Origin of the sequence: Chryseobacterium polytrichastri, assembly GCF_900142445.1 — a bacterium.
GTDB lineage: Bacteria > Bacteroidota > Bacteroidia > Flavobacteriales > Weeksellaceae > Chryseobacterium > Chryseobacterium polytrichastri.
Genome location: NZ_FRAV01000060.1, coordinates 1 through 14,447, shown reverse-complemented (window position 1 = coordinate 14,447; position 14,447 = coordinate 1). Strand labels below are relative to the sequence as shown.

At 35.0% G+C, this 14,447-nt stretch carries 11 protein-coding genes and 1 tRNA gene; 1 reads left to right on the top strand and 11 read right to left on the bottom strand.

Translation table 11 applies throughout. The features are described from left to right. Positions 1-708: 708 nt before the first annotated feature. From nusG to tuf, 4 genes are all read right to left on the bottom strand, one after another. Entirely contained in the window at positions 709-1,251 is a 543-nt protein-coding gene (gene nusG / locus BUB80_RS22375; RefSeq protein ID WP_073297892.1) for a transcription termination/antitermination protein NusG, read from the bottom strand. Positions 1,252-1,267: 16 nt separating this feature from the next. Beyond that, positions 1,268-1,474 carry a preprotein translocase subunit SecE gene (gene secE / locus BUB80_RS22370; protein WP_054511573.1) on the bottom strand — a complete coding sequence of 69 codons (207 nt, stop codon included), beginning with the start codon at positions 1,472-1,474 and terminating at the stop codon, positions 1,268-1,270. A gap of 12 nt (positions 1,475-1,486) precedes the next feature. After that, a tRNA-Trp gene (locus BUB80_RS22365) sits at positions 1,487-1,557 on the bottom strand. Between the two features lie 54 nt (positions 1,558-1,611). Then, entirely contained in the window at positions 1,612-2,823 is a 1,212-nt protein-coding gene (gene tuf, locus BUB80_RS22360; RefSeq protein ID WP_073297890.1) for an elongation factor Tu, read from the bottom strand. A gap of 331 nt (positions 2,824-3,154) precedes the next feature. Here tuf and BUB80_RS22355 point away from each other — a divergent pair, with 331 nt between their 5' ends. Beyond that, positions 3,155-4,657, top strand: coding sequence for a DUF4394 domain-containing protein (locus tag BUB80_RS22355; RefSeq protein ID WP_073297889.1), 1,503 nt, complete (start codon positions 3,155-3,157; stop codon positions 4,655-4,657). Positions 4,658-4,749: 92 nt separating this feature from the next. On the opposite strand, the gene BUB80_RS22350 is transcribed toward BUB80_RS22355, so the two are convergent. The 7 genes from BUB80_RS22350 to aroQ all read right to left on the bottom strand — a co-directional run bounded on the left by BUB80_RS22350 (position 4,750) and on the right by aroQ (position 14,227). After that, positions 4,750-7,848, bottom strand: coding sequence for an efflux RND transporter permease subunit (locus BUB80_RS22350; RefSeq protein ID WP_073297887.1), 3,099 nt, complete (start codon positions 7,846-7,848; stop codon positions 4,750-4,752). A 9-nt stretch (positions 7,849-7,857) separates the two neighbouring features. Then, entirely contained in the window at positions 7,858-9,120 is a 1,263-nt protein-coding gene (locus BUB80_RS22345; protein WP_073297896.1) for a carbohydrate porin, read from the bottom strand. An 11-nt stretch (positions 9,121-9,131) separates the two neighbouring features. Then, the gene (locus BUB80_RS22340) at positions 9,132-10,217 is read right to left on the bottom strand and encodes an efflux RND transporter periplasmic adaptor subunit (RefSeq protein ID WP_073297885.1); all 1,086 of its coding nucleotides are present in this window, start codon (positions 10,215-10,217) and stop codon (positions 9,132-9,134) included. A 2-nt stretch (positions 10,218-10,219) separates the two neighbouring features. Next, positions 10,220-11,464, bottom strand: coding sequence for a TolC family protein (locus BUB80_RS22335; RefSeq protein WP_083547371.1), 1,245 nt, complete (start codon positions 11,462-11,464; stop codon positions 10,220-10,222). A gap of 85 nt (positions 11,465-11,549) precedes the next feature. Then, the gene (locus tag BUB80_RS22330) at positions 11,550-12,914 is read right to left on the bottom strand and encodes an ATP-binding protein (protein WP_073297883.1); all 1,365 of its coding nucleotides are present in this window, start codon (positions 12,912-12,914) and stop codon (positions 11,550-11,552) included. Then, positions 12,915-13,595, bottom strand: a complete 681-nt coding sequence (locus BUB80_RS22325; protein WP_073297882.1) for a response regulator transcription factor — start codon at positions 13,593-13,595, stop codon at positions 12,915-12,917. Between the two features lie 59 nt (positions 13,596-13,654). Continuing rightward, on the bottom strand, positions 13,655-14,227 hold the full coding sequence (gene aroQ, locus BUB80_RS22320; protein ID WP_073297880.1) for a gamma subclass chorismate mutase AroQ: 573 nt from the start codon (positions 14,225-14,227) through the stop codon (positions 13,655-13,657). Between the last annotated feature and the right edge of the window lie 220 nt (positions 14,228-14,447).

The following is a 14,447-nucleotide window of genomic DNA, read 5'->3' as shown; positions in this document are numbered from 1 at the left end:
TTCAGATTACAACTTAGAGGCGTGCGAGATAAATCGTTTTTCCTTTTTAGATTATCTAAACTTTTTGCGTAGTCCCCAAGTTTTGGAACTGATCCCTGACGAAGCTAAAATAGCTCCCAAAATAAAGTTTTTCATTATGTGTATTTTTAAAATTTTGTTTTTTTTCATAACAATACCCATAACTATTTTAATAAAAATAGCTTTGGAATTACATAGGTTTACCTAAGCAATCTAATCGTTAAATCTTTGTATTCTAATTTCGAATAATATCTTATGTGCAAGATATTATATATGTAAAATTTCCAGAACGGAAGAGTCTGTATGTGTTTCATCATTGTATGTGTTTGTGTTATACAAAGATACATATTTTTTTTAAACCAATATAATTGTAAAATCTTACAACTATGGAAGCATTTAAATACAAAAAACACTATAAAACACATTTCTTATTACATTAAATATAAATATCAAATAGATTTATTGACTAGAAAACAATATAAACCTCCAATACTCAAGATAAAAAGTTTTTCTCCGGTTTTATGGATATTAATAATACATTTAAAATGTGTAGAGAAAGACGCAGGGGTTATACAAAATTTGAAAAATATAATTTCATTCAAACATTTATAGTAGCATTACACTAATAATTCTAAAACAAAAAAATACCACCAATCGGTGGTATTTGATTTATATATAAAAGTACTTAAATTATACTTTTTCTACTTGCATATAGCTAAGTTCCATTGGAGTTTTTCTACCGAAGATCAATACAGAAACTTCAATTTTCTTTTTGTCTTCAAGAATTTTTTCAACTGTTCCGTTGAATCCGTTGAATGGTCCGTCAATTACTTTAACGTTTTCTCCAACTACGAAAGGAATTTCAACATCGCTAGCAAACTCAGACAATTCATCCATTCTTCCTAACATTCTGTTTACCTCAGATTTTCTCATTGGAACAGGATCTCCACCTTTCGTTAAACTTAAGAAAGATATAACTCCCGGAATATTCTTAATCGCATGAGGAATTTCCCCCATTAGATCAGCTTCAACCATTAAGTAACCAGGATAGTAAGGCTTCTCTTTAGGAACTTTTTTTCCGTTTCTAATTTGAATAACCTTTTCCATAGGAATAACCACTTGAGTAACGTACTGCTCAAACCCTAAACGTTTGATTTCTGTCTCAATATAGTTTTTCACTTTATTTTCCTGTCCGCTGATTGCTTTCAGCACATACCATTTCAATTCACTCATTGTGGGAAAATACTTTTTAGTTGAATACGTTAATTAGCATTCCAATTATGTTGCTGATTGCTTTAGAAAACAACTCGTCAACTCCAAAGGTAAATAATGCCAAGATTACTGTTGCAATAGTTACTACAATCGTAGAAGACTGCAAGTCAGACCACTTTGGCCATTCAACTTTATGTCTGAATTCGATATAAGAACCTTTTAAAAAATCGATAAATGAACTCATAATTTATATTTGCACGGGCACAAGGATTCGAACCCTGATCAACGGTTTTGGAGACCGGTATCCTACCATTGGACGATGCCCGTAGATAAAAAGCTTCCGAGAGTTTCCTTTCGGAAGCTTTATTTATTTTAAGATGATTAGTCTAAGATTTCAGTAACCTGACCTGAACCAACTGTTCTACCTCCTTCTCTGATCGCAAATCTAAGACCTACGTTAAGAGCGATTGGTTGTAACAATTCTACAGTGATCTCTAAGTTATCACCAGGCATTACCATTTCTACACCTTCTGGTAAGAAGATTTCACCTGTAACGTCAGTAGTTCTTACATAGAACTGAGGACGGTATTTGTTGTGGAATGGAGTGTGACGTCCACCTTCTTCTTTAGAAAGGATATAAACTGAAGCTTTGAATTTCTTGTGAGGCTTCACAGAATCTTTCTTAGCGATAACCATACCTCTCTTGATGTCAGTTTTTTCAATACCTCTCAACAATAGACCTACGTTATCTCCTGCTTCTCCTCTATCTAGGATTTTTCTGAACATTTCAACTCCTGTAATAGTAGAAGTTAATTTTTCTTCACCCATACCGATGATATCAACAGGATCACCTGTGTTGATAATACCAGCTTCGATTCTACCAGTTGCAACAGTACCTCTACCTGTAATAGAGAATACGTCTTCAATTGGCATCAAGAATGGCTTATCAGTATCTCTTGGAGGTTGCTCGATCCATACGTCAACAGCATCCATTAATTCTTCAACACTCTTGAACCACTGATCTTCTGTGTTAACAGGAGTTGCAGTAGCAGCAGTAAGTGCACCTAATGCAGAACCTTGAATAACTGGAGAGTTATCTCCATCAAAGTCATATGTAGACAATAAGTCTCTAAGTTCCATTTCAACAAGCTCTAACAATTCTGGATCATCCACCATGTCAACTTTGTTCATGAAAACAACAATTCTAGGTACATTTACCTGACGACAAAGCAAGATGTGCTCTCTAGTCTGAGGCATTGGTCCGTCAGTTGCAGCACATACTACAATCGCACCGTCCATCTGAGCAGCACCAGTTACCATGTTCTTTACGTAATCCGCGTGACCTGGACAGTCAACGTGAGCGTAATGTCTATTTACAGTTTCGTACTCGATGTGAGCCGTATTGATAGTAATACCTCTTTCTTTTTCTTCTGGAGCAGAGTCAATAGCAGAGAAATCTTTTTTCTCAGCAAGACCTTTGCTCGCTAATACAGCAGAAATCGCTGCAGTAAGTGTAGTTTTACCATGGTCAACGTGACCAATAGTACCAATGTTCAAGTGTGGTTTGTTACGATTAAACGTTTCCTTTGCCATGATGTAAAATTATTTATTTATTGTTTATTCAAATTTTCGGTGTGCAAATATAATGAATTTTTAAATATCAAAACCTTTTTATTTAAAAAAAATTTAAACATTCAAATCCAAAGAATTACAAACCCTATATTTCTATGTATTGAGACTGCAAATTTACACAAATTTCTCGATTGAAAAAATCCTAATTCGCGTTTTCTTAAAATTCTAAACTATCTCGCTAATTCTTAATATTTTATGGTAAGTTAAAAAATCATAACGATAAATATTTATCACAAAAAAACCGTATTATTTTTTTTCTCGTACATAATATAAACCTATAAAAATTAATATTATGAAAAAACTATTACACATTTGTCTCGCTTTATTTTTGGCAACGACAATTTTTTCATGTGATAATTCCAATGATAATATCATTATACCAGAAGAAATTATAAAAGGACCGGATGTTATGGTATATGGAATAACAAACATGAATGAACTTGTAGCCTTCAATTCAAATAATCCTAAAAACTTTTCTTCCAAGACTGCTGTTACGGGAATTACTTCCGGAGAAAAGCTGTTAAGTATTGATTTCAGACCTGCAACAGGCGAGCTTTATGCATTATCTAGTGCAAGCAAATTATACATCATTAATACCGCTAACTCTTCAGCCAGAGTGGTAAGTGCCACCGCATTTTCACCAGCTATTTCAGGAACTATTGCTTCAATTGATTTTAACCCAACTGTAGACCGTATCCGTTTGGTAAGTAATACCGGACAAAATTTGCGTCTTCACCCAGAAACAGGAGCCATCGCTGCAACAGACACCAACATTAATGGCGCAGGATCTCCTTCTATTACAGGGATTGCTTATACCAACAGTAAAGCAGGAGCTTCTTCTACGATCTTATACGATATAGATGTAACTTCAGGAAAATTATTTAAACAAGACCCACCCAACAATGGAACATTAGTAGAAGTGGGAAGCTTGGGAACAACCTTTACAGGACAGGCAGCTTTTGATATCAAACACGATAACAGTGTAGCTTTATTAGCATTAAATAACAATTTACACATGGTAGATTTAAATAATGGTAAAGCAACAAATATTGGCGCTCTTCAGCAGCCTATTCTCGACTTAGCTATTCCTACAGAAGCAGTTGCATATGCTATTGATAATTCTAATAATCTTCAGATATTTAATCCTAACAGCCCAATGCCTGTATCTAAAGCAGTAGCAGGTTTACAAAGTGGAGAAAATATATTAGGAATTGATTTCCGACCTTTAAACGGGCAATTGTATGCATTGGGAAGTTCAAGCAGAATCTACACCATTAATTTAGGGACCGGAGCAGCTACAGCAATAGGAAGCTCCCCTTTTACGACTTTACTTTCAGGAACCGATTTTGGATTTGATTTTAACCCTACAGTAGACAGAATAAGAGTTGTAAGCAATACAGGACAAAATCTACGTTTGAACCCAAATGACGGAACAATAGCTGCTGTAGACGGTACCATAAATCCCGGATCTCCTGCATTAAGCGCTGCAGCATATACCAATAATTTTGCAGGTGCAAGTACAACCACTTTATTTGTGATTGATCATAATACCGATAAATTATATCAGCAAAACCCACCCAACAATGGAACTTTAGTTGAAACAGGATCTTTAGGCATCAATATTACGAATGCCAATGGTTTTGATATTGGAAGCATGAGCCAGAAAGCGTATTTAATGGCTTCTGTAGGTGCATCCACAAAAGTATATTCAATCAATACAACATCAGGCGCTGCCACAGCAATCGCTGATTACCCCAATGCTGTAAAAGCTTTTACACTAGGACTCGGATTTTAACATTCATATTAATTATTTCGATATTAAAAAGCGCGGAAAACAATGTTTTCCGCGCTTCTCTTACTATATATAAATGAAAGAATAATTAGATCTTAGATCTGTTCTGTTTTCTTTGTTCTGTTGAATATCCAGAAAATAATAGGGAAGATTAATAATGTTAAAACCGTTGCCGTAATCAATCCACCAATAATTACGATGGCTAGAGGCTTTTGAGATTCTGAACCAATTCCTGTAGACAATGCAGCAGGCATCAATCCAATCGAAGCCATTAAAGCAGTCATCACAACAGGTCTCGTTCTGGATTTTACTCCATTAAATATTGCCACATCCAAACTCAATCCTTCCTTGACATTCTGATGGAACTCGGTGATAAGAATTACCCCATTCTGAATACAAATTCCTAAAAGAGCAATCATCCCAACTCCCGCTGATATTCCGAAATTCATTCTGGTAACGTGCAATGCAATAATTCCTCCGATCAATGCAAAAGGTACGTTGGCTAATACCAAAAGAGAATCTTTCATGTTTCCAAAAAGGATAAATAAAAGGAAGAAAATCATCACAATACTTACAGGAACTACTTGCGCCAATCTGTGTGAAGCTCTTTGTTGATTCTCAAATTGCCCTGTCCAGCCTACAGAATATCCGTCCGGAAGTTCAACATTGGCTACTTTTTTCTGAGCATCTGCAATGGTACTTCCTAAATCTCGGTCACGAATCGAGAATTTCACCCCGATATAACGTTTGATATCATCTCTATAAATAAATGCAGCCCCATTATCTTTAACAATAGTACTGATCTCTTTTAATGGAATCTTCGCTCCATCCTGTGTAGGAACCATCAATGCAGCGATATCATTTTCGTCTTTTCTGTATTGTTGAGAATAACGAAGTCTGATTGGGAATTTTCTTTCTCCATCAAACATTTCAGAAGCTGTTTTCCCTCCAAATGCCATTTCCAACACCGCTTGTGCATCAGCAGGCATTACTCCGTATGCAGCCATTTTATCTCTATCTAGTACAACACTTACTTCGGGCTGACCAATATTTTTAATAATTCCAGGATCTTTAACCCCATCAACATCTTTGATTTGCTTTAAAACTTCCTCAGCCAATCTATCCAATGTCTGTAAATTATCTCCGTAAATTTTAATTCCGTTTTCAGCTTTAAAACCTGCTACTGCTTCTGCAACGTTGTCTGAAATTGGCTGTGAATAATTGAAGGTAATTCCCTGGTAGTTTCTCAACTTTTTGTCAATTCCTTCAATCAATTGTTCATAACTAATGTTTCGTTTCCATTCTTCTTTAGGTTTTAAGTTGACAGCAAACTGTACAAAACCAAACCCGTTGGGGTCGGTCCCGTCATTACTTCTACCCGTCTGCGCCAAAACATCTGTCACTTCAGGGAAGCTCATAATGTCTTTCTTCAAAAGATCAGCTGTTTTTAAAGATTCTTTTAATGATGAACTCATTGGCATTTCTGCAGTAATCCACAATGAACCTTCATTTAACTGCGGTAAAAATTCTGTCCCTAAAAATTTTCCTGAGAATAAAGTTACTGCCAAGAATGAAATGGCAACAATTAAACTCGTCCTTTTATGTTTAAATGTAAAACTGAAACCTTTTAAAACAATTCTATCCCAGAAATTAACGAAAGGATTGTTCTTTTCTCTAACATTTTTATTTAATAGAATGTGAGATAGAACTGGAACCAAGGTCAACGTAAAAATCAACGCACCCATTAATGCAAACCCTAACGTAAAGGCTAAAGGTGAGAACATTTTACCTTCCACTTTCTGAAATGAGAAAATAGGCAGTAAAGATGTAATGATAATTAATTTTGAAAAGAAGATCGCTTTTCCTAATCCTGTTCCGGTTTGTTTAATCCAACCAGCTTTTGCTAGTTTGTTAAACTTTTCAGTTCCATATTTTTTAGCTTTATGGTCGAGCATTACAAAAATACCCTCCACCATGACGACGGCTCCATCAATGATAATCCCAAAGTCAACTGCTCCCAGCGACAGTAAGTTGGCGCTCATGCCCGCCAATTTTAAACATAAAAATGCAAATAATAAGGATAGCGGAATGATGATGGAAACAATTAATGTCGTTCGCCAGTCTGCCATAAAAATCAAAACGATGACCGTTACCAATACAATCCCTTCAATAAGGTTATGCATTACGGTGTGTGTTGTGAAATCCATCAGGTTATCACGGTCATAGAAAGTCACCATCTTCACATCTTTCGGAAGGACCTTTTCATTAAGCTCTTTAATTTTAGCTTTTACTCCTAACAAGACATCACGAGGGTTTTCTCCTTTCCTCATTACCACAATTCCTTCTACGGTATCTTCATGATTATTCAATCCTGCCTGTCCTACTCTAGGCATTGAACTTTCATGAACCTCAGCAACATTTTTAACCAAAACAGGGTTTCCGCTGTCATTCTGAATGGTAATATTTCCAATATCAGTAATGGATTTTACCAATCCAATTCCTCTTACCACATAGGCCTGTCCGTTTTTCTCAATAACATCACCTCCTACATTTAAGTTACTTTTGGTAACCGCATCTAATACCTGAGACGGTGTTAGGTTGTATTTATCCAACGCTCTTGGATCGATACTTAATTCAAAAACTTTATCCTGACCTCCAAAAACGTTGATATCGGCAACTCCTGGTACTCCTCTCAATGCACGGTCTACCACCCAGTTTTGTAAGGTTAATAATTCTCTGGAGTCTTTTGTTTTACTCTCCAACGTATATCGGAAAATCTCACCGGTTGGCCCGTAGGGTGGTTGCACTTCAGGATCTACATCATCAGGAAGGTTGATTGTTCTTAATTGGTTATTGACCTGATTTCTGGCAAAAGTATCATCCACCCCATCATCAAACAGAATTTTAACAATGGAAAGACCAAACATCGTGGTACTTCTCACACTTGTTTTTTTCTGAACCGGGCTCATCGCCAATTCTATGGGTGTCGTGACAAATCGTTCTACTTCTTCGGCACTTCGCCCGTTCCATTGGGTGATAATTACAATTTGGGTATTGGTGACATCGGGAAAAGCTTCAATTGGCATATTCTTGAAACTTATAAATCCTGAAATCGCTAAAATAGCAACCCAAATAAAGGTAAATGCTTTATTTTTAAGTGAAAAAGCAATTATATTTTTAATAAATTTATTCATAACTATATACTAAATCTGAATGTGAAAACGAAGACTAAAAAAACTAACAGGTCCTCTTGATTGATTATACGCTGGATTATTTACAAATTGATAGTCTGCAGAAAGATTATAATATTTCATAAAACAAACATTATAATACGCTTCCAATGCTGTCTCTCTTCCGTAATTAAGATTTCCATCTCCAATGATAAATCCATAGTGCCCATCTTTAAGATAATGTTGATGGTCTTTTGAAATTCCGTTGGTAACTATCGCAACTCCAATAGTATCATCTGGTCTATTCCAGAGTCTACCATTTAAGTTTACTCCTCCACTCAAACTATTATCAATCTCAGTAAAAGCCCACGTTTCATTTTTACCATCATTCCAAGAAGTTCTGATAAAACCTGAAACATTTTTTGACAACTTTTGATAAACGTTAAGTGAAAGTCCATACTTTGTATTTCTCACACCTCTTACATCTCCCAAATCTACATTCTCCTGTATTGCTAATCTGTAAGGAGCCATCGGGGCTTGGTTTCGATAGCCAAGCAACATAACTCTTGTGAACAAATCTCCATCTTTGTAAAAATCTTTTTGGATCTCAAATGTCAGCCCAAAATCTTTTCCCATTTTGTAGCTTAAATCTGCTCCATTCGCAGTGGTAGGTTCCAGTGCATAATTTGCTCTTACTGACCAATTGTTCTTAAATGCATATTCCGCAAGCAATCCCATGGTATAGCCTCTGACATTAGCTGGGTAATCCCAAGCACCTGTATTCATCAAAGACCAATTCATAAACTGCGATCTGGGATCATGTGCTATAGGATTAGTATCAAAGTAATCTGCTAAGCAATATTTTCCAACAACAAATCGTAACTGATTATCATTTTTAAGGTCAAACCTTTTTTCTAAAGCTAATCTTGCAATATAAACTTTAGGGGTTGGCTCTCCCACTCTGAAAACTTCACCATTCGGAAATCCTGCAACTCCTGTTGCTCCGCTTAGTCCTTTTCCACCTGCAACTTCAGGATTAAAGATGATTTGGGTATTTTTATTAAAATGGTAATTAACATATAATGTTGACGTTAAAGAAGTAGCAGACTCATCATTAGGCTGTAAGCTATTATCTCCTGAATAATCTGCAGAAAATTTAGGATGATACTGACTGATAACTGTTGCCTGAAATCCTATATTGAGCTTATTCTTTAAGCTGTCCTCGGGCTTCTCTTGTGCCAACAAATATGAAAAAGCTGATGAAAAAGCTGAGCTGAATGCTAATATTTTTTTCATGCTTCCCATAATTAATTATTTAGTGAACGATATATCAATAACTGATTATTGGTAATGACTTGCTCTCCCTCAAACAGTCCATCGGAAATATAAGTAACATCCCCCACCTGCTTCAATACTTTCACTTCTTGTACTTTTAAATCTGCTCTTGATTTATAGATTACTACAAAACTTCTATTATCATCAAAAATAACAGCTTTAGAAGGAACCGTTAGTGCTGTATTATTTTCCGAGCTAGATACTTTAATCGTTGCTTTACTTTCAGGAATCAATAATCCGTTGGCATTATCTAATACCACTCTTGCCTGCATTGTATTGGTTTGAGGATCTATGATTTTGAATATCTTATCAATTTTTCCATCAAATACTTTATCCGGATAAGATAAGGTAGAAACCTGTGCTTTCATGCCAAGGTTAATTTTATCAATATCAGATTCATTAACGTTCATGATTGCCCAAACGTTGGAAGTATTGGCAACATCAAAAATATTGTCGCTTCTGTCACTTCTCAGCTGCATATCTTTGTTGATGCTTTTCTGAACAACATATCCGCTAATTGGAGCAGTAACACTGTAAATATTCCCTTTCTTAACATTATATACGGTACTTACCGCATTAGATCTCTGCATCTGATCCTGTGCTTTCTGCAATTGACTTTTTGCTTCCAGTACCTCTCTCTCAGTCGTTAGTTTGCCCTCGTACATTTCTTTGGCAACACGCAGATTATTCTGTGCAACAACCAAATCTGTCTTTGCATCACTTACATCTTTTTGTACTTCTGCCAATTCGGTACTTCTAATGGTAGCCATCACCTGACCTTTTTTCACATAATCTCCCAACTCAACATTTACACTCATTACGTTTCCTCCTACCAAAGGAAAAACATCAATGTAGCTGTTTTTGTCAGCAGATATTTTACCGTAGAAACTATAGATATCTTCTATATATTTTTTCTCCACTTTTGCTAACGTAATAGATTTTAGCATCGTGTTGCTCAGTTCAAAACCTTTTTTGGCTTGTGGTGCTTTTTCTTCTTCTTTTTTAGAACAAGACAATAGGAACAAGGCCACAAATACAGGAATTATATATTTTTTCATTTTTAATAGAAGATTTTAGTTTGTACTAATTGATTAAGTTGTTCTGCCGACTGCATGATCTCATTTTTCATATCATAAATCTGAAGAGCTGTCTGTCTGTAGCTTTCCATGAAATCTGTAAATTCTATAAGACTAACGTTTCCGTTTCTGAAGTTTTTAAGCATTCCGTTATAAACAAGCTCCAGATTACTAAGATCACTTGTTTTTATCTCTGCCAGCTGATCATATTGTCCTTTCCATGTTTTATAAGCAGACTGTACTTTAGTCTCAAGATTTAATTTTTGGTAGTCTGCATTTTTTTGATTTTGCTTAATCGCATAATTTGCTTTTTCTACATTCCCCTGATTGCTTTTCCATAAAGGAATTGGAATGCCCACCAATAGATTAACCTCATTTTTAAATGTACCTCCGTTCTGATCCCACCCTGCGCCTACATTTAAATCAGGAACATTTAAAGACTTCTGCCACTGAGCATACAACTTGCTGTTGTCTATTAATTTTATATTATATAAATAATCTGCATTATTTTCAAGCGCTTTCTTTTTCAGCTCATCTTCTTGCCCAAAAGGTTGAGCAGCCAATATATCTTTAGCCTCAGCATCAGAAAGCTGTGGCTCAATATCATCGGTGATTCCCGTTAAAACTTTTAGATTTTGTTCGAACTCCAGAATATCTTTATTGATTCCTATCTTGTCATTGTTTAATTGTATCACAATGCTCTGCAACCTCACCTCATCTTTTAACGATACATTTCCTTTCGCTGACTGCACTTTGTAAGCACTCAGCAAATCATTCATATATCCCAGCTGCTTGTTTGTATTTTCCAGCTTTAATTTTTCGTAGTAAAGATTGTAGTAAGTGGTATGAAGTTGCGTCCGAAGTTCAACAAGAAGTTGAGAAAATTGAAGTTGAGCAAGTTCTTTACTTGATTTTGCAAAAGCAATTTCGTTTTTCTTTTTCCCACCCATATAGATTAGCTGGGTTACCTGTGCTCCCTTGGAGCTTCCTATATCAAATACTTTTCTTCCCTCGGGATTATAGGCATTAACTTGTCCGCTAAGTTGTGGAAGTTCCCATATCTTGGCTTGCAGAATATCTGCATCAGCCATATTGATATTGTATTGTTCGGCGAGCAGCTGTAAATTGTTCGTCTGGAAAGCATTTTCGCAATCCAGGAGAGACATTTGCTGCTGTTGTGCTGTCATGAATGAGGAAATGACAACGAACAGTCCTGCAATTTTGTTCATTCTTTCAATTTTAATTATATATTATACAAAGTACCTGTGGCTCGATTAAAACGAACTTAAAGGAGCCTTAAAATAAAATTAAATTTTACTTATTGAAGATAATACTAAATTTGTTAATATCATCAAGTGGTGAAGAATAAAAAATATTTGCTCCGTGATATTCTAAAATTCTCTTTACAATACGGAGTCCAAGACCAGAACCAGAAATGTTTTGAGAGTTATTTCCTCTCATAAATGCCTCAAATAATTTAGATTGTTCTTCCTCCGGAATGGTATTTCCTTGAGAAATAACATCTACAATAAGGTCGGAAGCTGTCTCTGTGATCAACACATCAACCTCCATATTATTTGAATATACTGCAGCGTTCTTAAACAGATTAATGAATACAATCTCTAGTAAAGAATGTATACCGTTTATAACAAGAACAGCTTCATCAGAAGTATCCTCTGATATAAGAAAATCCATTTTCAAATGTGGATAACTCTTTTCTATCGTTTCAAAAGCCCCAAATATAACTTCATCAATTCTTACTTCCTCATAAATACTTTGAATATTCTCTTTATCAAATTTTGTAAGGAGCAGTAAAGAATTCGTTAGATCAGACAATTGATATACATCCTGCTGAATTCTCTTTAATGAAGACAGGGTTTCCGGAGAATGCTGTTGAAGTTTAATTAAATTTTCGAGTTGAAAAGACATTCTTGTAATTGGTGTACGGATCTCATGCGACGCACTTGCCGTAAAATCTTTTTGAGACTGAAATACATCATTCAGTCGTACGATCATGGTATTAAAAGATTGTGCAAGAATACTTATTTCGTCATCCGACTCCTGTACCGGAATCTGTGTGGTTAATTTATGAGCCGTAACTTCTGAGATCTCTTTATTTAAATCTTCCAGCGGACGAAGGAACTGTCCCATAAAATAATAACTAAAAAACCAAATAAGAAGCGTACTCATTACATAAGCAGCAACAAGAAGATACTTTAAATAGCTTAGTTTAGATTTCCCATTGGTGTCTAATGCACTGGTGAGAATATAATATTCTTCACCATTAATTTTCCTCAGGGCCGCATAGATTTCTGGAACTGTTTTTTCGCTATAAATAATTTTTTTCTCATCCAACTCTTTTAGTAAAGCACTATCCCAAGTGACATTTCGGTCTTTAATAGTACTGTAGATGAGCTCTTTTTGTGCGTTAAAAATTAATATAGTCTCATTAAGAAGAATATTATCCGAGTTTTCATTAAAAAAAATAGGAGCCTCTTCCTCAAAGTCTTTTGATTTTGAAATAAAATGTGTGGTGAATTCTAACCTCTGCCTAAATCTTTCTTTAAATTCATCTCTCCTAAAATCATTAAAAGACATATAAATAATCAGCATTACAATACCAAACAGTAATGAAAAGGCGATACTTAGATTGAGTGCTATCTTTCTTTTTAAAGACATTTATAATGAGCTTAAATAATATCCGAATCCGGAACGTGTGTGAATTAATTTAACTTTAAAATCTTTATCAATTTTCTTTCTTAAGAAATTAATATAAACCTCTACCGTATTGGTATTGGTATTAAAGTTATGCTCCCAAACATTTTCTGTAATCTGCTGTTTAGAAACCGTTCTTCCCTGCGCTTCCGCCAAATAAACTAACAATTGGAATTCCTTTAGGGTAAGTGCAATTTCATTTCCTGCGCGAAACACTTTCTGTTCGGTTTTATTAATAATTAAATCATCGATTCTAAGAATATCCTGATCTATATTTTCAGAAGGCGCCTTTCTTCTTAACAAAGAATTCATACGAAGAAGTAATTCTTCAAACTGAAAAGGCTTCACCAAATAATCATCTGCCAATCTGGTAAACGCATCTTTTTTATCTGAAAGATCACCGTAAGCAGAAATCATGATGATAGGCGTGTTTTTATCGAAAGAACGAATTGTCTGGCAAACATCCAGTCCGTTTATTTTTGGAACATTAATATCCAGCAGATACAAATCATATGTATTGTTTTTAATCTGACGAAGAAAAGTTTCACCGTCATAAATTTTGTCACATATAAAATTGTTTGATTCTAAAAACTTACAAAGTTCTGCAGAAAGGATAAGATCATCTTCCAATAAAAGGATATTCATCAAGAATTTATTTTATACGAATTTAACGAAAATTTTTATGACAAACGAACACCTTATCATTAATGCTCTCTGCAATACTTTTCAATTGGCTCAATGGCAACGTTTACAATCTCATCACTGAATCGGGAATCTATTGTTTTACGCGCATCCGTTTTTAAAGTCCCTAATGATTTACAATACTCTGACTGCGTATTAAGCTTTTTAAGTTCTATTAACAGTTGCGGCGTAAGATTATCTAAAACAGGACGAACTTCTGTTGCTAAATCAGGAACAGGATCAAACAATCCCTGATTTTGAGACTTCCATTCTTTATGAAGCCTTCTCTGCTCCATTTTTCCAGCTTCAAACTGAGCCTGAAAAAATGCAGATGCCAATCTTGTGTCAATATTCATTTTTTCCGCTTTCACTTCTACACTATCCAGAATAATCTTCTCCCGAACCGGATCGTCTATAGGCTTTTGGGTATTCCATTTACTTTTAGCTACTAATGGAGCCACCTGCAACCTTTTATCAATCAGAGTAAGCAATACTTTGTTCTGAAGATCATCTGAATTCCCATGTGTCTTTCTTATGCAAGAGCTAAGGCAAAGAATGATCATTAAAATCAAGGGAACTGTATATTTTTCCTTCATTTTTATTTTTTTTGAAAAATACTTCTTTATATGAAGGTTTCAAAACAAATTCACCCTACACAGTATATCATGGATCAGTCTCAAAAGTTGGGGAGAAAATAAAAAATGCTATTTTTGTATAATGCTAAATGATGCCGAACTGCTTAAATTATTTTTACCTGAACTGTTGATTGAATATTTTGAGATTGTAAAATTTGAAGAAGAAAACCAAATTCTACAT